The following is a 22,010-nucleotide window of genomic DNA, read 5'->3' on the forward strand; positions in this document are numbered from 1 at the left end:
AATCATCACCATGAAAAAAAGATCACGTGCATGCGTTTTTGTATTGTTCCTATCTATACAACTAGTTTTTGGGCAGTCTACGAAGCCCATATTCGACGGCTATCTTTTTGCTTATTTTGAAGGAACTGGGAAGCGAGATCTGCAGGAACAACTCCGTTTCGCAGTCAGTGACGATGCCGTGCATTGGCGCGCGTTAAACGGCAATAAACCCATAATTCCCTCGGCCCTAATCTCCCAAACAGGTGGTATCCGTGATCCGCATATCGTGCGCGGTGTGCCTGATGATTCTTTTTATATGGTCGCAACCGATATGTTTACGGCAAAAAATGGCTGGGGTAGCAACCCTGGAATTATCCTGATGAAATCAGATAACTTGATTGACTGGAAGCATCAGGCGATTGACCTAGCAGCTTTGTATCCCGGGCGATTTGCACAGGTGAAATGGGTGTGGGCGCCACAAACCATTTACGATTCAACGGTCGGGAAGTATATGGTATACTTCACGGTACGCTATCACCATAATGAAAAGTTAGATTTTTACTGTGCGTATGCCAACGCGGATTTTTCGGGATTCGAGAACGAGCCGACCTTGCTGTTCAGTCCAAAATACGGCGGTATCGACGGCGATATTATCTACCGGGATGGTGTGTACCATTTCTTCTTCAAAGGAAACACCAAAGACGCCAATGGTAAGGAGTTCAAAAATGGCATACAGCAAGCGATCAGTACATCCTTGCAGGGCCCCTGGAAAGAAAACTACGTGTATGTTGATGCGTATGCGGATACCTCGACGGTCGTAGAAGGATCCAGTATATTTAAAAAGAATGAAACAGACGAGTACATCTTAATGTACGATCTCTATGCCGACGGCCGGTATGAGTTTCAGCGGACCACCGACCTGGTCGATTTTACGAGCACGCCAGAATCATTTCAGAAAGATTTCCACCCACGTCACGGGAGTATAATTCCGATAACGAAAGAGGAAGCTAGGCGTCTGGAGCAGCGGTGGGGAGGAGTGCCTGCGGGATTGTTACAGCCCATTGAACGGCACGATCGTTTTCAATTTCAAGCCAAAGGAAATCCTATACTCACGCACCACTACACGGCCGATCCTGCAGCGATAGTACAAGGCGATACGCTTTGGATGTTTACTGGGCATGATTTGGCGGGTGGACAGAAAGGGTATACGATGAAGGATTGGCTGGTGTTTTCGACAACAGATCTGGAGAATTGGACGGAATATCCAGTTCCCATGACGATTTCGACCTTTTCTTGGGCGAAAAGCGGAGATGCGTATGCCGGACATGTAGCCGAGCGAGGTGGAAAGTATTATTGGTATATCAGCACCAATTGGTCGGGCATAGGTGTTGCCGTAGCGGATCGACCGGAAGGTCCCTATAAAGATGCTCTGGGCAAGCCGTTGTTGACCAACGCCGACTGTTTTGATTCCAAGCACAGTTGGGCCTGTATCGACCCCGCAATATGTACAGACGACGACGGGCAAGCTTGGATTTTTTGGGGCAACCGTGAATGCTACTATGCGAAGCTGAAGGATATATGATTGAAATTGACGGTGCGATCAAACGATTGGACTTCGACGGTTTTTCGTTTACCGAAGCGCCTTGGATACACAAAAAGGACGGTACATATTATTTGTCCTATGCCACGGGGTTTCCCGAGAAGATTGCCTATGCGACCGCTGACCGTATAGATGGGCCTTATCGTTATCAAGGAATATTAAACGAACTTGCCGGAAACAGCAATACCAATCATCAAGCTATCGTGCAGTTTAAAAACAATTGGTATTTCATCTACCACAACGGTGGTATTCAGACCGGTGGTGGTAGTTACAGTCGATCGGTTTGTATTGATCGATTATTTTACCAAGCGGACGGAAAGTTGAAGCGCGTGCGCATGACCACAGAAGGTATTCACGGTCGGTAGTCGGATGGATTGCTTATTCGATGCATCGTGTATACGAAAACGGGATTACGCCTTGTGCATAACATACAATGCGTAATTCCGATTACATAAGATATCCGTTTTATCGGTTTTTTTAGTTGGTCCATTCCCCATGGACATGTGTTAGTTTAGTCAAGGCAGTTGGGGCTTCCCAACTGCCTTTCTTATCGATAGGCACCCCCAGGTATCATAAACCGATTCCTATTCAATCATGTCCGATAGCGTGTCCGGATTTACTTTTTTGATATTCGGAAGGAGTGATGCCAAACTCTGCTTTAAAGCATGTAGAGAAGTATCTCGGGTCGGAGAAACCCGTCGAGAAGGCAACTTCGCTGACCGTAATGGACTTGTCTTTTTCCATCATCTGGCAGGCGTGTTTTAGGCGGATGTTCTTAATAAATTCGCTAGGAGAAAGATTCAGCAAAACTTTCGTTTTTCGGTATAGGGTAGACTTCGATAACCCGACTTTATCACCGAGAACGACTACGTCGAATTGCGAATCAGACAGGTGTTCTTCGATAATATGGATCATTTTGGTCAGAAACTGCTCATCAAGCGGTGTGTGATCCAATGTCGAGATATTGATGTGTCGGTCGGTCTTGAAGTCGAGCTGCTTTGTGCGTTTGTTGATAACAAAGCTATGGATTCTTGCCTCCAGCACTTTCAATTCAAACGGCTTACTGATGTACCCGTCTGCTCCCGCTTGATAGCATTCGACCCGGTCGTCCATGCTGTTTTTGGCGGTCAATAAGATGACAGGAATATGGTTGATGTCGTCGGCGTTCTTTATCGTCTTACATAATGTTAAGCCGTCCATGACAGGCATCATGATATCACTGATTACAATATCGATGTCTTGATGCCGCAATATGTCTAGGGCCTCTTCTCCTTGAGTAGCTTGATGCACTTGGTAGTTTCGCGATAGCACGTTGGCGATCGTATGCCGTAAATCCTCGTTATCTTCCACCAGCAACAGGTGGAGCTGCTGCTTTTCCATATCGGAGAGTGGCGCATCGACATTTTCTTGTTCATAAATTACGGGAGGAGCCACGAGGCTGCTCCCGAATTGTTCGTGTACGTCCTGACGTTCGGAATCGGAATAGGCTTCCCCATCGATCGGCAGCTGTATAGTAAAACAAGAACCCCGTTGTGCGATGCTGTGCACGTGTATGCGTCCATGGTGAATCTCGACCAGTTCTTTGGTCAATGCCAGGCCAATGCCATTGCTTTCTCGGTGGTTCGCGTCCTTATTGGTATAGAATGGAATAAAGATTCGATCGATTTCGGTGGCAGGTATTCCTACGCCGGTATCATGGATTTCCATGTGCAGATACCGGATCCCGTTCTCTTCGTGAACCCCATACCGCAACGTGACCTGTCCTCCCGCCGCTGTGTACTTAAATGCATTCGATAAGATATTGAAGACGATCTTATCGAGTTTATCGCGGTCGAAATACCCGTAAATTGGCCGATCAGGCGGCACCATCTGAAAATCTATTTTCTTTTTTTGCGCCAGTGGTCCGAAATAGACATTGCCAAGTTCCTCTACGAAACTGTCGATTGAATCAGCACTGACAAGCAGTTGCATTTGCTTGTTTTCCACGCGTCTGAAATCAAGAATCTGTTGTAACAGCCGTTTCAAACGATCGAGGTTGTACCGCATTTTTTCGAATTGAGACAGGTTCTTTTTCGTGGTTATCTGTATATCGTCCAATAAGCAAGATATAATAGTCAATGGTGTCAATAGGTCGTGCGAAATATTGGTGAAATAGCCGAGCTTGGTTTGCACGAGCTCATCCGTCTTTGTTTTTTCGATCTGAGCAATCTGCAAATCACTACGCAATTTTAATCGGTTTAGTGTAAAGCTCACGATGTAATAAATCAGGCCTGCAAGCAAGAGGACGTAAAGCACATATGCGAGGGTGCTTTCGTAGAAGGCTGGCTGTTTAACAATATGCAATTCGGTAATCGGCGAACTCCATTTGTTGTTTAAATCGGTTGCTTTCAGCAAAAACGTATAGGTTCCTTTACTCAGGTTATTGTAGGTGGCGAATACCCGCTCGCGCGGAGCATATACCCATTCTTTATCCACGCCCTCCAATTTATAGGCATATCGAATCTTTTCCGGTGCCGCATAGGCCATGGATGTGAAATTAATCTCTATATTCTGTTCGTTTGGACGAAGCACTAAGTGGAGGTCGCGGAAGTTGCATTGTCCGTCTCGAAAATTCTGGATGACCGAACGGTTATTGATTCTGATATCTGCAATAAACGCCCTGGATTCCGGGACATGTTGTATAGGTGTGTCCTTAAAGCCTACCAGGCCGTTGTGTCCTGCAAAATAAACCAGCTGCTGTGATCTATCCACATCATGCGATTTCTTATTAAACATGTTGACTTGAAAACCGTCGGCTTGGCTGTATTCCACCAAAGCACCTGTTTGTGGATCCAGTTTATAAAGGTGTCGGGTTGTTGATAGCCAGATATTATGCGGTAGAATAGCGATATCGATTAATCGTTCGTTCGAAAACACGAGCGCATTGGCATACTCCGTGAACAGCCTCGTAGCAGGGTGGTACGCGAGCAGACGCTTGTCTTTCGTGCCAATCCACAACTTGCCCTGCATGTCGGTAGCTACCGATTCGATTTGATTGGTTTGTAGTCCTTGTACGGTCTTATTTAGTTGCAAGGTAGGCACGTTTGCTCCCGGGGGGATGTGGTATAGGCCTTGATTTTTTGTTGCGACCCACACGTTGCCCTCCCGATCGGTGGTCATGTCCATGACGTGATCCGTAATAGCAGCTACGTTTTTAAATTGATTGTCCGAAAGTCCTTTTTTTGCCAGTCCTCGTGTGGTGCCAACCCAAATAGTTTGACGATTATCCACAACAAATACGGTCGGAAAACCGATCTGTTCTGCTGCATGGCGCAGATCAAACGAATGCCGCAAATGCAGTTTTTTATGATCTTTTCGAAACACGTGTACGATGGGTTCATGGGCTGAACCAATCCACAGATCACCATTCATTTCTACAATCCCATTGACGGCACGAAGCGACAGCACATCTTTAAAATCCGTGTTGCTGAAGGAACGTATATCGCCCGAAACCGGGTTGAAGGCCATGAGTCCAATACGCTCTTGGTTGAACCAAAACTCGCCGTCTGAATCGCGGAATAACGTCGTGAGGTTGGGCGTGATGCTATAATCTTCTTTAATAGAATGGAGTGTGTACTGATGGGTCTCCGGACGATCGGTGCGTATGTGGGTGATACCTTCGCCCGGGATCGATAACCAACGGGTGCCATCGCGGCCTTGGAAGAGATGTGCAAAAATATTGGCGGTGCGGTCGAAGGTCGGGGACAGGTCAATTTCGTTTACGGTATGTGCATCGGAATAGTGAAAAGCAGATATTCCGGAGAAGGAAAGCACCCAGATGTACCCGAGCTGGGCATCTTCGATGATATCGTAAAAGAGATATTCGTCCCCCGTTTTTCGCCGTTTATTTTTCACCGATATAGTAGTGTACGCCGATGGACGATGGTCATCAAACATAAAAAGACCATCTCCCCATGTGCAGACCCAATAGTGTCCCCGTCGATCCCGCATCATCCGGTATGGATTGTTACGGTTCCCCAGTGGTGGATAAGCCACAGCCCGTTCGTTTGTAGGATTTAGCTTGTAAAGTCCGGCTTCCCAAAAGCAAATCCAGATTGAGCCATCGAGATCTTCAAAGAAGGAGTTTACGCCCGCATGAGGTAGACCGCTGTTCCGATCAGTTTCCGACCCATAGGAGGTTAGGTAGCGGAAGTCTGAGCCATATACATGCATACCCTGTGCGGTGCCTACCCAAATCCGCCGCCGTTTATCGACGAGAATATCGGTTATTTTTTCGTGAGCTAGGCGTTGGTCGGGAAAAGGAATTGCCTTATAGGTATCTTTAAAAATAATATAAAGGCCCGCATCAGCTCCCACCAGCAGATGGCCATTGACTTCACTGATCGTGGTGATATTTTGTACTAACGTTGCGTCGCCACTGGGTGCGGTGAGCCGTATGGTGCGAATACCATAGCCGTCGTAGCGGCAGATCCCTTCCGTTGTCGCCAACCAAATATATCCTTCTTGGTCTTGGTAAGTTTTGTTAATCGTTAAGGAAGGCAATTCTTGTTCAATACCAACAGAGGATAGGCTCAAGCGTTGCGCATTCCCGGGTACAGAACACAACAGGAGGAGGAACAAAATCAGGTTATTGGCAAGTACATCTTTCACATCAATTCAGTTCGTGTTATAAACTTAACGAATTTGCCTGTTTCCATCAAGTCGCATGGACTATTCGAGTGGCACTTGGCAATCCACCTGTAGGCATAGTCTACTCTAGCCGGAGAATCCGCACCTCCAAGATCTTATGGCTGCTCATGTCCCGCCCTTCGAGGCGTACCGTGATCTCGGAGTTGGCATCGATATGCGAAGGAAGTTTAAACCGCGCGGTATGTATGCCCGCTTTGGCATTGTCATCCTTCAGTGTGCCAATTGGGGTCCCGTCCACTGAAATGGACGTGACGCGCGGTTGATTTTCCCGAAGATACTTGATATACAGTGTGCCTCCTGTATTTTTCTCTTTTTTCATGGTGTAGGTAAACCATCCCTTCGCTTCTCGCCAGCGCGTATCGTCAAAGACGCCAGCGGAGCTCCGCTCCTCCCGGATAAAGTGATCCGATTCCGGTTGTTGTTCTCCACATACCACATTGTCTACGGTGATCGCCGCCAGAGCGAGACTTTCCCGCTCTTCCTGCTCTATTTTTTCTTGCAGTTGCTGCAATTGTGCTTCGGTGGCTTGGGGCCAGTACAAGACGTAACGGGTATCATGAATACCATAAAACGGTTCCAGTTCCATCTGTACGCGTTCCTTGCCCAATCGAAGACCGGATAAGGTGAAGTGCAGTGGTTTGGAGGCGATAGGTTCAACCAAAGCTGGAATATTCTTTGGCTCAGTGGTGAGGATTGGCAGATCACGTAAGGGGATCTGCTTACCGCGTGCAACATGTCCCATCCGGCTGTCATCGGCCAATAACCCCCGTAAATCTTCTGTACCTGTACGGGCACCTAAAACGATCGGGCCGTAGCTGATACTGAAGTAATTGCTGCTGTCCGGTAGCTGTTCGGTATGAATACCCATAGGAAGATCCACGCGAACCAGATCGCCTTTTTTCCAGGTTCGTTTGATCTGTACATGTCCTTCGCCATCGACCGCTTGGATCGGTTTTCCATTGATGGAAATTTGGGGTGAGCCGATCAACCAGGTAGGTTTACGGATATGCAGGGTGAAGGTCGTCGTTCTCTTCGGATTGATCCGAAGCACTGTATGTGCCTCCTGTGGGAAGTTATTCTCCTGCACAATCTCGACCCCCTTTGCCTTCCAGTTGAGCTGCGAGGCAATGAAGAGATTCACATAAATATTATTTTTCTCGTAAGCGTAGATCATCTCGCCGTATTTGGCATGATTTTCCATGCCTGATCCTACACAGCACCACATCGAGGTATGTGGCTGGGAGTACACGCGGTAATGGCCGGGACGTATCTGGGTGAAATATACAAAACCACCATGTTTAGGATGTTGTGTGGATAAAATATGGTTATAAAGTCCGCGCTCATAGAAATCCAGGTATTTCCCCTGTGGATCGGTTTGATAGAGCATTTTCGTAAGGCGGAGCATGTTGTAGGTATTGCAGGTTTCGGGACCTTCGATACTGTGTACCATCTTGGAAAAATCATCTACCGGATTAAAATGTTCACTTACGCTATTACCACCGATAGCAATAGACCGCTGTTCCACCACGTTGTCCCAAAAATATCGGGCAGCATCGGCCCATGCCGAATCATGGGCAACATCAGCTATGCGCTTAAAACCGAGTACTTTAGGGATCTGCGTGTTAGCGTGCAGCCCCGTCAATCTATCTTCATGATGGAGCAGTGGGGTGAGTATAGACTGCTGGCTGAACTGACGGGCCAGTTCAAGATAACGTGGCTGCTGGGTGATGGCCGCCACATCGGCGAAGGTTTCGTTCAAGCCACCGTGTTCACTGCGCAACATAGCTTGAATTTGTGTGTCGGACAAGTGTTGTACAAGCGCGATGGCCCAGTCGGTCATGCCGATCAGCATCTCCTTTGCCAGTACGCTGCCCGTCTGAAGATACGCATCGCGCAGCCCTGCATATGTTTTATGTATATTATATAATGGTACCCATTTACCATTCAGACTAAACCCTCCGGCATCGATCTTGCCTTGTTGGATCTCTGTCCAGATACGTTTTCCTTCGGGCACGCCTCCTATGTAGCCGTTTCCGTTTGCTTCCTGACAACGTTTTAAGTTAGAAAGCATATAATCTAGCCGCTCCTTGATGCGTGCATCGCCTGTTGACGCAAACATATGTGCGAGTGCAGAAAGATAGTGTCCCCCAATATGACCATCCAATCCTGTATTTTCCCAATTGCCGTACGACTCCTTGGGACTAGGCAACCCGGCCTCCCGCAGAAATGGTGCTAACAAACGATCCGGATCCATTTCCAGCAAATAGCGCAAATCCAACTCTTCGGCCTGTTTAAAGGGGCTGCTCAGCAAGCGCACATCCTGCAAATCAAAATACTGGAGACGTTCCGATGTTTGCGCATGTACACGGCCTCCACAGACGAACGCAGCAACGAGACAGAGAAAAGTTTTTTTTAGAAACATAGGACAGAAATTTTAGTTTATGGTCGACCAAGAATACAGTATCTTCATTCGGTTAGCGACCACGGCCAGGCCGTGTCATGTCGACTTTTCAAAGATAGAAATTGCATGGAATATTTTAAATGTTTTTTATACATTTATCTGTTAAATTATTGTTTTTGATGATTTTGACCTAAAATTCATCGGTAAATAATCCGAAATTCAACATGGACAAAACGAGGTATCGCTAACTTTGGGCATCGCTGTTTGTAAGATCCACTGAATAAACCGGCAACCAACGACACGATGATCAATAATTTTTAACGTACCTATATGCGCGTAAACCTATTTACTTTTTTCGGGCACAACATGTCTGTTTTTAGGTCCTTCACGAAGGCCACTGCCGATCGGCTCTATTTCCGAAATACCGGACTAAGTTTGCCGATCGATCTGTATTTTTTCATCCGTAGAAAAGTGCGTATACCCTCGTTCTCCGGATGGGGATGGATGCTCTGTCTGGTTACCTGTTTAGGCATGTCGAAGCTTGCCGTCGGGCAGAAGTTCGATAAACGCGCCGTGCTTGCACAGCTTCATTTAGTGAATGGATACTGGCAGCAAAAGCATACCCCTGACGTGTGGGCATTTTGGGATCAAGCCGCTTACCATACCGGAAACATAGAGCTCTACAAACTGACCAAAAGACAGGACTATGTGGCCTATTCCGAAGCTTGGGCTACACACAACGCCTGGAAAGGGGCCAAGTCGGATAATCCCCGTAGCTGGAAATATTCGTATGGGGAAACCGACGATTATGTGTTGTTCGGTGATTGGCAAATCTGTTTCCAAACCTATATCGATTTGTATATGTTAGATCCCAAACCCTATAAAATCCAACGGGCCAGAGAAGTGATGGAGTACCAGATGGCCACGCCTCGTACGGATTATTGGTGGTGGGCCGATGGTTTGTATATGGTCATGCCTGTCATGACTAAATTGTATCACGTGACAGGAAACCGCTTGTACTTAGAAAAATTACATGCATATTTACAGTATGCGGACAGCATCATGTACGATCCGCAGGAATCGTTGTATTATCGGGATGCCAAGTATGTGTATCCCAAGCATAAAACGGCAAATGGGAAGAAGGATTTTTGGGCACGGGGAGATGGCTGGGTGTTTGCCGGACTGGCAAAAGTCATTCAGGACTTGCCAACCGACGCTCCTCATTATGCAGCGTATGTGCAGCGCTATCAAGAGTTGGCCAAGGCCATTGTCGCCTGTCAACAACCGGAAGGGTATTGGACGCGTAGCCTATTGGATCCGGATCATGCGCCTGGACGGGAGACGAGCGGTACGGCGTTTTTTACGTACGGGCTGCTCTGGGGGATAAACCAGGGGTTGCTGAACGATGCCGTTTATGTGCGTGCCGCAGAATCGGGATGGGCCTATCTGAGCGGTGTCGCGTTGCAAAAAGACGGTCGGGTGGGCTACGTGCAACCCATCGGTGAAAAGGCTATTCCGGGACAGGTCGTCGATGCACACTCTACGGCAAGTTTCGGTGTAGGAGCTTTCTTGTTGGCAGGAGTGGAGATGTACCGATATTTGGACAACTAACTCCACGATAGGAGCGAAGGAGGATGCACATTAGAGAACCTTATAAACGAAAGAAATATGAATAAAATTTGCATAGCCGTAGTCGTATTCGTACTGGTGATATCTGGTGGGCTTTGCTCAGGGCAAACCCCAGCCGACAAGCGTAGCGAACGCGCGTTGTGGCTGCAAGAGATGGATCGGATGGTTAGGCCAGTGTTACGTAGTTTGGCGCACGACAGCCTGCGGATCGTGATGCCTCAGATGACCTCCAAAAATGTCGATAATAAAGAACATCGTATTCGTGTACAGTATGTGGAGGTTTTGGGACGCGTATTATGTGGCATATCCCCTTGGTTGGCGTTGGAAGATGGTAATTCCACAGAGCGCGCGCTGCGGAAGCAATACCGCTCTTGGACGATCGATGGATTAAAACATGCGCTAGACAGCAATGCCCGGGACTTTATGCGGTTTGATCTTGGCGGCCAACAATTGGTCGACGCCTCATTTATCGCAGCCGCATTTGTGCGATGTCCCTGGTTGTGGGAGCAGCTCGATTCCGCGACAAAAGAGCGTTTAGTAAAATCGATTCAGACGACGCGCCAGTTTAAGCCGGCATATTCCAATTGGTTGTTGTTCTCGGCCATGAATGAGGCCTTTTTAGCGAAGTTCGGATATGAATGGGATGTAATGCGCGTGGATTACGCCTTACGCCAATTGGAACAATGGTATGTGGGCGATGGTATGTACATGGATGGTCCACATTATGCCTACGATTATTACAACAGTTTCGTCATCCATCCGTTTTTAGCCGGGGTAATGGACGTCATACAGGAAAAGACGAAGGCTTATGATGATATGTTTGCAAAGATCCGGAAGCGAAACGAACGCTACGCTATTATTCAGGAGCGGCTTATCCATACCGATGGTTCTTTCCCTCCGTCTGGGCGGTCAATCATCTATCGAGCTGCGGCCTTCCACCACTTGGCCGATATGGCCTGGAAGAAACGTTTGCCGGTTCAGCTACCTGTGGGACAGGTGCGCGCCGCATTGACAGCCGTACTACAAAAAACATTGACAGCTCCATCGACGTATCGCAATGGCTGGCTCACGATCGGTTTGTACGGTGATCAGCCTGGCCTTGGTGATTCGTACAATAATCAAGGAAGCCCTTATTTGAGCTCTGTTATCTTTTTACCGCTAGGACTCTCGGAAACCGATGATTTCTGGACAGCGGATGCGCAGCCTTGGACAGCCAAACGAGTTTGGAGCGGCATGGACGCCAGTAAGGATTATAGTACACCGTTACATTAATCGAAGGATGAACATCAGACAGAATATACAAGCGATTGGACTGCCGCTGCTTGTCGTCCTCGTTGCACACTTGACCGCCGCTGCACAGCCCTTGGGAGCGCTGAGTGAAGTCGGGTTAGGTTGGGCGCGGAACACGGTTAATACGGCTGTATTTCGTAAAAATTCTCTCGTGAGCAACGATTCCATACAATACATTGCTTACTATGACCGCGAAGCACGTGTTGTCCTGGGGAAACGAACATTAGGCGACGACCACTGGGAGACGGTTGCAACTCCCTATCGTGGAAATGCAAAGGATGCGCACAACATCATCAGTGTGATGGTGGATGGGGCAGGATACCTGCACGTAGCCTGGGATCACCATAACAGTAAATTACGTTATGCACGGTCGACTGCACCAGGATCCTTAATACTAGGCGCAGAGCAGCCCATGATCGGAACCGACGAGACGCAAGTCACGTATCCGGAATTTTTTCGGATGCCCAACGGAAATGTCTTATTTTTTTACCGGGATGGAGGATCTGGTCGAGGAAATCTAGTTATTAATACGTATAGCGTGAAAGACCGTACGTGGCGACGGCTGCATACCAATCTAATCGATGGCGAGGGACAACGAAATGCATATTGGCAGGCGTATGTGGATGATCAAGGAACTATTCACGTATCGTGGGTATGGCGCGAAAACCCAGATGTGGCGAGTAATCATGATCTGGCTTATGCGCGTTCGAAAGACGGAGGGCATACCTGGGAGCGAACCTCCGGCGTGCCGTATGCATTGCCCATCACCAAACAATCCGCAGAATATGCGGCACGGATACCCGAAAAAAGTGAATTGATTAATCAAACATCCATGACAACTGATCAGGCTGGCAATCCCTATATTGCCACGTATTGGCGGGAAGCGGGTGCGGACAGCCCACAATACAAACTGGTCTATTATAAGAAAGGCGCATGGGCGATACGCTCCTTCGACTTTCGCAGATCTTCTTTTTCCCTGAGCGGACACGGAACGAAAGAGATCCCCATTTCAAGACCGCAGGTGTTAGTGAAAGGCAAGGGCGACCGCGTTTCGGTGCTGTTGTTATTCCGGGATAAAGAAAAGGGAAGCGGCGCATCTGTCGTACAACTGAAAGATTTAGAGGCTAAACGATTTAAGATCGTAGATGTATATCCCCAGTCACTTGCTGCATGGGAACCAACCTTTGATACAGAGCTTTGGAAAAAGAAGCAGCGGCTATCCCTGTTCCTACAGGAAACGGACCAAAAAGATGGGGAAGGGCTACTGGAAGTAGCACCCTCCGTGATTCATGTGTTGGACTGGGATCCGAAATTTTGATCGGTTTAAAAATAATTATGAACAGAAAACACACACGGTGGATACGTGTACTGCTTGCTTCGTTTTGGGTTGTTTCCCTGTGTTTCGGGCAATCGGAACACCCAGAACTATTTGAGGTTCAAACGCCGGACTTTGCGCGAAGTCCGAAAACAGGTCTCACACGGGAGCATTGGAAAGATGCGGCGCACTATTTGTTAGCGGGTGCTTTTCAATACGTTGCTTCGAAAGAAGATCCGTTACAATTTCCTAAACAACCGGGCCGGAGTTATCCGCGGGATGGTATATCTACACCTACGGAAAAGTTAGAGGGATTGTGCCGGACATTATTCATCGCGCTTCCGTTGCGGAAAGAGGATCCAACCCTGCGTATCCATAATATATCGATAGGTGACTATTACCGCTATCAGTTGGAAAAATTGACGGATAGTACGTCCGACACCTATATCGAGCCCTTGCCCCGCAACGGCGGGCCAAGCCAAAAATTGGTGGAGTTCGGTGGATTGGCTGTATCGCTAGCTGCTGCACCAGAAATTTTATGGGATCCGCTACGCCCAGCGGTAAAAGAATCATTGGCACAAACACTGTTGACCTATGGAAGTGGCCCAACGATACAGATGAATTGGCGATTTTTTAATGTGATGATCCTCAGTTTCCTGAAAAGCAAAGGATACAAAGTAAACGAAACTTATCTGAAGGAGCTTCTGGAGAAATCTTTGCAGGACTACACAGGACAAGGTTGGTACAACGATAGCCCTTACTACGATTATTACAGCATGTGGGCATTCCAAATGTACGGAACGTTGTGGACCATGTGGTATGGCGATCAGTGGTATCCAGAATACGCGTTGGCATTTCGGCGTAATCTACGAGAAATGGCCGATTATTATCCGTACATGTTTGGCGAGCAGGGAGAGATGATTATGTGGGGGAGAAGCATTGCTTATCGGATGGGCGCTGCGGTGCCTTTGCCCTTGCTTGGTTCCCTCCATGACCATTCGTTAAATTATGGATGGATGCGGCGAATCGCATCGGGCACGCTGTTGCAGTTTTTAAGAAATCCAGATTTTCTAGATGAAGGGATTCCCACACTGGGATTTTACGGCGCGTTCGAACCGGCTGTTCAGGAGTACAGTTGCCGTGGCAGTGCGTATTGGTTAGGCAAGTTTTTCCTTGGTCTGCTGGTGCCTGCCGATAATATTTTTTGGACCGCTCAGGAAAATGACGGCGCGTGGGAAAAAGAAATACAGCCGGACGTGCCCCTGCTTAAGTTCGCGGAAGGTTCGTCGATATTGCTTACAGATTATAAGCAGATTGGCGGTGCCGAAATCCGGGCTTGGTGCAATAGCCGGGAGGTAGGTTATTACCAAGGAACAGAAAATTATAATAAGCTCGCTTACCACAGCACGTTCCCGTGGCAAGCGGATGGAAAACACGGGGAAATTTCGATGAATTATGCGGTAGAGACACGCAAAGGATGGGAATCGCTCCGCATGTATACCTTTAAGAAGTTCACTGCCGGCGTTTATTACCGCGATGCCGTGTTGGCAGCCGACAGTACGGTACGATTGGGTCTTGCAGATGTACCGTTGCCGAGTGGTACACTCCGGGTCGATATAGGATTTGCTCCGGCGTCGCATGTCGTGCGGTTGGGACACTACGCGCTGCCTGCTGTAAACGGAAAGCCGATACACACCCGTGAAATAACGTATGAAGATTGGACTGCGACCATTATAGACAATGGACAGTATCAGTTAGCGATGGTTCCTGTTCAAGGATGGAACGGCGTGGAAGTGGTGTCCCGAGCTGGTTTACACCCGGTTGCGGTAGAAAGCAGTGTGCTCAATGCGGTTGGTCGGATTCAAGGGGGGGCGCCCACTTGTCTGGCGACGCTATTGTTGTGGAAAAAATCGGGTGAAATATGGAAAACAGACGAGCTGTTTGCCGTGCAGCGGTTAGCCATCGATCAGACTGCCCGTAAAGTTACCGTGGTCTGGAAGGGCGGTCGGGAGCAAGTCATAGACTTTCGGTAAGCCGTGCAGCGGTTTGGGCAGTAAGAACGGCACCGCCCACGGGCGATATCTCCCGTTTGAACAAAAAAAACGCCCTCGCTGATAAGTCTGGTTTTACGATTCAATGGTTTTGCCTATGGACAAAGCCATTCCATCTTTCCTTTATCCCCCGTGGAGATGATGATGCCTGTTGCCGGCGGCGACAGACCACACTCGTGTATCCAGTTACTTTCTTGCTTTTACGGGATACTGCTTAAATATTCCTGCCACAACTTCCGGAAGCTTGTTGATCGATTTCTCAGGTGTTTTGATTTCTGCGGATCCTCTCGCTTGCCATACGACAGCATCCGTGCGACGATCTACTGCCTCAATAATCAAATGCGCATACCGAAACTTCTCACTGCCTACCGGGTAGCTGTAACCACCGTATCCCCACATTCCCCATGGTCTGTACCAACCCCAAGGCCCCCAGCCACCCCAGCCGTACATCGGGGTAGCGTACACCAACCGACTTTTATTGTTCACGATACTGACATAGCGGAACAAGACATCCGGGTTGTCTTTCGAATACTGCATGCCCATAGACTCAAGTTCTTTATTGGCCGCATTCAGAATATTGCTTTTCGCAATATCATTATTAAAATAATTCTTGGATAAGGAGTCTATCGGAGGAAGCCAGCCATACGTTTTGTATTGGCTAAAATCGAGACTTTGTACTTTGGTGGTATTATATTGTACCGATGCACAAGAAGCGAGCAACACGACTAGACCTAACGCGAAAATATATCCTAACTTTTTCATAAAAACCTATTTAGTATACGTTAGACTGTTTTAAATGGCTGAGGTTTAATACTAAAATGGATATTTTGCAACCAATGGCATCGCACGGCCAGGGCCGAACGCCTTCTGACTGACGCGCAGGATGGGAGGCGCTTGAAAGCGCTTAAATTCCGCATTATTGAGCATCCTGCTGATACGGGACACAAGTGCTTCGTCGAATCCAGCCTGCACGATTTCCGCCCCCGATTTCTCCAATTCGATCAATTGGAAAAGTACGCTGTCAAGTAAGTCGTAAGGGGGCAGGGAATCCGAATCCTTCTGTCCTGGACGAAGTTCGGCAGAAGGAGCCTTGACCAGCGTGTTCACCGGGATAATCTCGCGATCACGGTTTATGTAATTGGCCAGTGCATATGCCTGTGTTTTGTACACATCACCAATCACACTCAACGAGCCTGCCATATCCCCATATAGCGTTCCATAGCCTACCGCGGCTTCACTCTTATTGGATGTATTGAGTAGGATATGTCCAAATTTATTCGAAAGAGCCATCAAGATGGTTCCGCGGATGCGTGCTTGAATATTTTCTTCGGTTAGGTCAGGCTGCCGACCTGTAAAGACGTCGGACAGGGTATGATCAAATGCCGAAGCAATATCCTTAATGGGAATAATGTGGTGGGAACAGCCCGTATTGTTTACCAAATCCAGTGCGTCTTTTAATGAATGATCACTGGAATAGATTGAGGGCATTAACACCGCGAGAACATTTTCCGGTCCGAGTGCCTCGCAAGCCAGTGCGGCTACCAATGCCGAATCCAACCCCCCCGATAATCCGAGGACAGCCTTTTGGAAACCTGATTTTCGGAAATAATCGCGTAATCCCAGCAGCAACGCCTCGTGGATTAAGGCCATTTCGGAAGCCGTTTGGTACGCCCTTTTTTCCGCTTTGTCAACGAGCTGTACCACGGCATAGTCTTCTTCAAAGCGTTTGAGTTCCGTAAGAACTTCCCCATTCCGATCGAGCGCCAAGGAGCGTCCATCGAAAATAATATCTGCATGTGCACCAATCTGGTTTACGTACACCAACGGACATGCGGCCTTAATGACATTTCGCTTCAATACATTGATCCGGTTTTCAAAATGCACATAGGAGAACGGCGATGCAGCAATGTTAATGATCAGCGTCGGGTTTTCCTTGCGCAGCTCGTCCATCAGATCACCCACGTATGAATTGGATGCATCGTCGTCCCATAGATCTTCACAAACAGTAAGTGCAACCTTTTGTCCCTGAATATCTATGCAAGACACCTGCCTATTGGGCTCAAAGTATCGGTATTCATCAAAAACATCATAGTCTGGCAGCAGACTTTTCTTACAAAGGTGACGTATCTCTCCGTTTTCTATAACCACAGCCGTGTTATATAATGGTTTTCCCTCCGGATCACTGTTTCGGATAGGGGCACCTATTATGCAACTGATTCCGAAGCAGGCGCTAGCGATTTCGGCTAAGCTACCGGCGCATCCATCTATGAATTGTGTGTTCCGAAGCAGATCTTTCGCGGGGTATCCGCCCACGGCCAATTCGGCAAAGACCACTAGATCGGCACCATCGGATTTAGCTTTGGTAATATGTGCAATGATCTTTTTTGTGTTTTCACTAAAGTTGCCTATATGGTAGTTTAATTGAGCGAGTGCAATTTTCATCATATACTGTATGCTTTAAAATAATAAACCAATGTTAAGGGAAAGGTAGGACAATTTGGGGCTTCCATCTGTCATGGTGCGGGTAAACCCATTGTTGTAAACTAGGCCTGTCAGTGCAGAAAGACTGTTGGTCAAACGCCATTCAGCTCCCGCACCGATTTGGAGCCCTAATCGGAAAATATCGTCTCCCGAAATAGCACGGTAAGATGAGCTATTGCTCGCCCGTTCTTTGCCCGATACCTTTACGCCGGCCGTGAAGCCGAACTGCCCATAAAACCGGCCGATATCGCCGGCATTTGTTTTTAGTTTGATGGCCAGGGGAACTTCCGCATATTGAAGGCGATAGACTTTATCGGTGGTCAGGTCACTTCCAGAAACCGTTCCCTGGGCTCCGCTATACAAGGTGTTAATCTGGAGGCCGGTCGAGAAATAGTAATTCCGTGCGAATCCGAGATCGGCCACCAGGCCATAGGCGTATCCTGCCCGGGCCGAAGGCGAATATGCGTCGGCATCCTCGTAGGATAGCCAACCCATCGTTGGGCTAAATGTAAGTCCTAAAGACATATTTTTTTCGTAGTAAGCGTATTGAGCTTTTACGGTATGAACAACGGAAAGAAGAAAAAAGATGGAGAAAAAAAATAGTTTGCTAGATTTCTGCATTCTGCTTTGGATTTATATATGTAAAATTAATAATTACTTTTGTCCCTGACACAAAAAATACACCACGAACGTGAAAAAGATAAGACCTTTCTTTCCCATGTTGCTTGTTGTCTTAGCAGCGTCTTGCCAACACAAGAAAAAGCTTCCCGATGTAAGCCATATCGATCTGTCGGTACACATAGAGCGTTTTGATCAGGATCTCGCTACATTAGGGCAAGGGAACAATCGTGTGGCGGCACAAAACCGCGGTTGGTCCGAGAAGTATGGCGTGTTTTATAACGATTTTATACGCCATATGCTGGCAGCAGGTGATCCGTCCGACTCCGTCGAACTACAGGCTACGTTGAACATCATTGCGACGCAGAAAGATTTTCACGCCTTGTCGAAGGCCGTCGAGCGAACCTTCCTGTCTCTCGAAAGACAGGAAAAAGAACTGACGGAAGCCTTTCGTTATGTGCGGTATTATTTTCCGGACTATACGCTGCCGCGTTTTATCAGTTTTTTTTCGGGATTTTCTGTACAAGCCCCTATTGGAGAGGGTTACGTAGGGATTGGGTTGGATATGTTTTTGGGGGCAGACTCCGAATTCTACCCGGCATTGATCAAAACAGTTCCACGTTATCTTTCACGCCGGTTTACACCGGAGAATATCACACCGAGAGTGGTGGAAAGCGTTCTTCGACAGGAATTGTATCCGCAAGCGGATACCGATAATAATACCTTGCAACATATGGTTTACCAAGGAAAGGTGCTCCTTGCACTCGATTCCATATTGCCACATGTAAACGATACGTTGAAAATCGGATACACCGGAAAACAACTCGAATGGGCGAAAGCTTACCAGCCGGAAATATGGTCATGGTTCCTACAAGAGGAACTGTTGTATAGTACGGATTACTTGCGTATTCAGAAGTATTTTACGGAGGGGCCTTTCACCGCTGAGCTGGGAGAGCATAACGAATCGGCACCGAAGCTAGGAACCTATTTGGGATGGATGATGATACGCCGTTATATGGAACAGCATCCGGACGTGACACTACGGGAGCTGTTGGCGGAAACAAACGCACAAGATATTCTCGAGAAAAGCAAATTTAGAGGAAAGTAAAAAAGCCTTTGTTTGTAAAAACAAAGGCTTCTTGTATTTGTAGTAGAAGATCCTTAGTTATTTGAAATCTCAAGAACCTCAAACTCGTAAACAATAGGAGAATTTGCTGGTACTTTATCTACATCTGTACGTGCCCCAAACGCCCATTGAGAAGGGGTGACCATACGGAATATACTGCCTTTTTTCAAACCGTCTTTCGTGAGACCACCCACAGGAACCACATCTCCATTAAACGTTATGGAATACGGGAAAAATGCATATACCCAAGATTGATTCATAATTTTTGTGTTCGCACTTGCAAAGCTATAGTCTGTACCTGTAGCATCCTCTTTCACGAGCGTACCGTCTAATAAAGTAGCCTTGTACTTTAATTTTACTGTTGGCCAAACGTAGGCTAGCTGGCTACCATTGCTTTGTAGCTTGTATTCATAAGAATTGTCTGTCGGCGCTTGAACCACTTTGTAATAAATTCCTCGTGTAGTGCGTTTATCAAGATACTGATACCTAAACGTTACGGTATCTGCTGTCGCGCCTTCAAACGCTTCGGTTGACGCTACATAATCTTGTATCTGTGTCTTTTGTTTGTTTAAAATCGAATCAATCGCTTGCTCTTCTTTTCTGTATTGCGCTTCGTAATCCGTATTATCTTTCTCCATACATGAAGTAAACGATACCGCGGCGATAGCGACTGCAAATAGTGGTTTCAATAGCTTTTTCATAAATTTTTTAAGTCTTTTCCAGAGGTTAGAACGCGTCTGCGTAGACTAACGCTACAATGAATTTAATATTTTTTAACAAATAAAATAAAAAAAGATAGGTTAGGGAAGCGTGTTTCCCTTTTTTAACTATTTATTTGATGTCGATCACTTCAATTTCAAAAAATAGCGGCGAATTAGCCGGGATAATCACCTTGCCCTCTTTGCTTTTGGCTTGCGTGTCATAGGCCCAAGGCGATGGTGTTACGATTTTAAATTTAGCTCCCTTTTTTAGTCCGTTTACCGTGAGACCACTTGTCGGATAATCGTTTCCATTAAACCGGATGTTGGCCGGTAAAAATGCCCATTGCCAAGCTGCGATCACACCGCCTAAGGAAAATTCTGCTGTTTTGTCTGTTTCGGTTTGGTCAAACACAGTACCATCTAACAAGGTTCCCTTGTACTTGACCGTTATCTTTGGAGCAATAATGTAACCACGGGCGTCTACTTTATACCCGTAGGAGTTATTATCTCCGGGAGCGTTTATCTGCAGCCAGATCCCAGTTGAGTCATCTAATGTTGCACCGGGCATATGCTCGTCGGCAAATGCTTTAAGGGCCGCGGCCTGTTCGGTTACGAGTTTCATTTTGCGGACGTTGTCGATCGAATCTTTGATGCGTTGTTCTTCTAATGCTTTTTGATAATCATAGTCGTCGCTTTTTGAACAGGCGGAAAACCCTAGAATAGCAAGGGCAATGACAACAAGTAAGGTTGTTAGTTTCTTCATAAATTATTTCGGATGTCTTAATTGGAATAAAAACGAAAGGAATTGCGGCAGCGCTACAGGAAAGAAAAAAGAAAATGCGCCTAAGGAAAATAAAAAACGACTGCGGAGGGGCAGTCGTTTTTTTACGAAAGGAAAGTTTCTTATTCCACTTTCGTCACCGCGGTGATCGATCCACCCTCAACGCGTAGACCTTGCGTGGCTGTAGCCGCGGCAGCATCTACTTTATACACGTAGCTGACCGCATCGGTGGTCGCGATACCGATGTAGGCGACACCGTTTTTTGCGCTATAGTTATTCGTTGTAATGGCTTTGATGTTGCTGATTTCCGGAAGACCGGTGACATCTTTGAATGTTTTGTTATACACATCAACGATGCCGAGGTGCTTGCCCGCCGCATACGCTCCTTTCTCGTCTTTGGTCGTCACCTGAACAACAAATTTGCCACCACCCACGTAAATCCAGTTGGTTATATTCTTTCCATTGCTCACTGCTTCGATGTCGAAGTAGTAGTCGTCAAATTCTGTTGTGCCTGATGCGATCCGCGTGATTGCGGAAGGTTTGCTGGAAGTGAAAGCCCCTTTCTCGGCCGCTATCGACGAAGAAAATGCATATACGTCGCCTTTCTCGTCGACCGAAAGACCGTCGACAAAATAACGGCCAATAAAGCTCGTCCGGTCGTCTTGGATCACTTTCTCAAAGGTCATGTCGGGGTAGGAGAATACAGCTATCCAGGCATTGTTTGGAAAAGCCGTGTCAAATGCCGCATCACAACATGCTTTGACCGACATAAACGGAGCGTACACCTTATTGCCTACTTGCTTAATCCATGTAAAGAATGCCGATTCACCATTTTTTAAGATATCCTGCACGTTGATGGTGCCCTCTTTCGTGATGGTCAGGCTATTGGTATTTACTTGATAGAAATTGGCAAGCGGATTGGTGATCGCTCTTGGTATTTTGAGCATCAGGATATCGTCGTTGACTGGAGCGAATGCTTGCACTGTTTCACTTTGGAAATTACTTAATTTATTGAGTTTTCCATTTACAATATCATAGGTCGTCACCGCGCCCGGATTACCTTGTCCGTAGAGCATGCTGAAGAACTTATTGTTGTGCGTTACATAATAGCGATAAGTACCATCCTGTTCTATACCGTTTCCAAGAATCGAGACTGTTCCGGATTCTAAGTTGTCGGTTGTCAAAAGATAGTCTGCTACGCCCGTGGAAGCTATTGGTGTAACCGCTAAAACAAAATTACCACCTGTAGAAGGATTCGGGGTTGAGTTGTCACTTTTACAGGAATAGGCACCTACAGATACCGCCGCGGCCAGAGCGATGCTCGTCCATTTATTAGTTTTCATTATTCA

The 22,010-nt window shown here is 47.2% G+C and carries 15 protein-coding genes; 7 read left to right on the forward strand and 8 right to left on the reverse strand.

Going from position 1 to position 22,010, the window contains the following annotated elements; all coding sequences use genetic code 11:
• Window positions 1-10 precede the first annotated feature (10 nt).
• Both ACFSR5_RS10295 and ACFSR5_RS10300 read left to right on the forward strand, forming a co-directional pair.
• Window positions 11-1,561, forward strand: a complete 1,551-nt coding sequence (locus ACFSR5_RS10295) for a family 43 glycosylhydrolase (RefSeq protein ID WP_380903400.1) — start codon at window positions 11-13, stop codon at window positions 1,559-1,561.
• The gene (locus tag ACFSR5_RS10300) at window positions 1,558-1,944 is read left to right on the forward strand and encodes a family 43 glycosylhydrolase (RefSeq protein WP_380903402.1); all 387 of its coding nucleotides are present in this window, start codon (window positions 1,558-1,560) and stop codon (window positions 1,942-1,944) included. Before ACFSR5_RS10295 ends, ACFSR5_RS10300 begins: the two co-directional genes overlap by 4 nt.
• A 223-nt stretch (window positions 1,945-2,167) precedes the next feature.
• On the opposite strand, the gene ACFSR5_RS10305 is transcribed toward ACFSR5_RS10300, so the two are convergent.
• A complete protein-coding gene (locus tag ACFSR5_RS10305; protein ID WP_380903404.1) occupies window positions 2,168-6,229 on the reverse strand; it encodes a hybrid sensor histidine kinase/response regulator transcription factor in 4,062 nt (1,353 codons plus the stop codon).
• A gap of 100 nt (window positions 6,230-6,329) precedes the next feature.
• The gene (locus ACFSR5_RS10310) at window positions 6,330-8,690 is read right to left on the reverse strand and encodes a beta-L-arabinofuranosidase domain-containing protein (protein WP_380903406.1); all 2,361 of its coding nucleotides are present in this window, start codon (window positions 8,688-8,690) and stop codon (window positions 6,330-6,332) included.
• A 309-nt stretch (window positions 8,691-8,999) separates the two neighbouring features.
• Here ACFSR5_RS10310 and ACFSR5_RS10315 point away from each other — a divergent pair, with 309 nt between their 5' ends.
• From ACFSR5_RS10315 to ACFSR5_RS10330, 4 genes are read left to right on the forward strand one after another with little or no spacing between them, the layout of a single operon-like run.
• Window positions 9,000-10,280, forward strand: coding sequence for a glycoside hydrolase family 88/105 protein (locus tag ACFSR5_RS10315; protein WP_380903408.1), 1,281 nt, complete (start codon window positions 9,000-9,002; stop codon window positions 10,278-10,280).
• 57 nt (window positions 10,281-10,337) lie between these two features.
• Entirely contained in the window at window positions 10,338-11,570 is a 1,233-nt protein-coding gene (locus ACFSR5_RS10320; RefSeq protein ID WP_380903410.1) for a DUF2264 domain-containing protein, read from the forward strand.
• Window positions 11,571-11,577: 7 nt separating this feature from the next.
• A complete protein-coding gene (locus ACFSR5_RS10325; protein WP_380903412.1) occupies window positions 11,578-12,906 on the forward strand; it encodes a BNR repeat-containing protein in 1,329 nt (442 codons plus the stop codon).
• A gap of 17 nt (window positions 12,907-12,923) precedes the next feature.
• Window positions 12,924-14,936, forward strand: a complete 2,013-nt coding sequence (locus ACFSR5_RS10330; protein WP_380903414.1) for a DUF2264 domain-containing protein — start codon at window positions 12,924-12,926, stop codon at window positions 14,934-14,936.
• Window positions 14,937-15,140: 204 nt separating this feature from the next.
• Here the strand turns inward: ACFSR5_RS10330 and ACFSR5_RS10335 are convergent, their stop codons facing one another.
• The 3 genes from ACFSR5_RS10335 to ACFSR5_RS10345 are packed head-to-tail and all read right to left on the reverse strand — an operon-like array spanning window position 15,141 to window position 17,960.
• On the reverse strand, window positions 15,141-15,716 hold the full coding sequence (locus tag ACFSR5_RS10335) for a DUF4136 domain-containing protein (RefSeq protein ID WP_380903416.1): 576 nt from the start codon (window positions 15,714-15,716) through the stop codon (window positions 15,141-15,143).
• A gap of 51 nt (window positions 15,717-15,767) precedes the next feature.
• Complete coding sequence (locus ACFSR5_RS10340; protein ID WP_380904353.1) at window positions 15,768-17,396, reverse strand: NAD+ synthase; 1,629 nt, start codon at window positions 17,394-17,396, stop codon at window positions 15,768-15,770.
• Between the two features lie 15 nt (window positions 17,397-17,411).
• Window positions 17,412-17,960, reverse strand: coding sequence for a porin family protein (locus ACFSR5_RS10345; RefSeq protein WP_380903418.1), 549 nt, complete (start codon window positions 17,958-17,960; stop codon window positions 17,412-17,414).
• Window positions 17,961-18,153: 193 nt separating this feature from the next.
• Between ACFSR5_RS10345 and gldB the strand changes: the two genes are divergently transcribed.
• Window positions 18,154-19,161 (forward strand): gliding motility lipoprotein GldB, encoded by a 1,008-nt coding sequence (gldB, locus tag ACFSR5_RS10350; RefSeq protein ID WP_449325435.1) that lies wholly within the window; start codon window positions 18,154-18,156, stop codon window positions 19,159-19,161.
• A 53-nt stretch (window positions 19,162-19,214) separates the two neighbouring features.
• On the opposite strand, the gene ACFSR5_RS10355 is transcribed toward gldB, so the two are convergent.
• From ACFSR5_RS10355 to ACFSR5_RS10365, 3 genes are all read right to left on the reverse strand, one after another.
• Window positions 19,215-19,880: an FKBP-type peptidyl-prolyl cis-trans isomerase gene (locus ACFSR5_RS10355; protein ID WP_380903422.1), complete on the reverse strand. Its 666-nt coding sequence runs from the start codon at window positions 19,878-19,880 to the stop codon at window positions 19,215-19,217.
• A gap of 130 nt (window positions 19,881-20,010) precedes the next feature.
• Window positions 20,011-20,643 (reverse strand): FKBP-type peptidyl-prolyl cis-trans isomerase, encoded by a 633-nt coding sequence (locus ACFSR5_RS10360; protein ID WP_380903424.1) that lies wholly within the window; start codon window positions 20,641-20,643, stop codon window positions 20,011-20,013.
• Window positions 20,644-20,783: 140 nt separating this feature from the next.
• Complete coding sequence (locus ACFSR5_RS10365) at window positions 20,784-22,004, reverse strand: DUF4374 domain-containing protein (RefSeq protein WP_380903426.1); 1,221 nt, start codon at window positions 22,002-22,004, stop codon at window positions 20,784-20,786.
• Between the last annotated feature and the right edge of the window lie 6 nt (window positions 22,005-22,010).

Origin of the sequence: Sphingobacterium suaedae, assembly GCF_042684625.1 — a bacterium.
Taxonomy (GTDB): Bacteria; Bacteroidota; Bacteroidia; order Sphingobacteriales; family Sphingobacteriaceae; genus Sphingobacterium; species Sphingobacterium suaedae.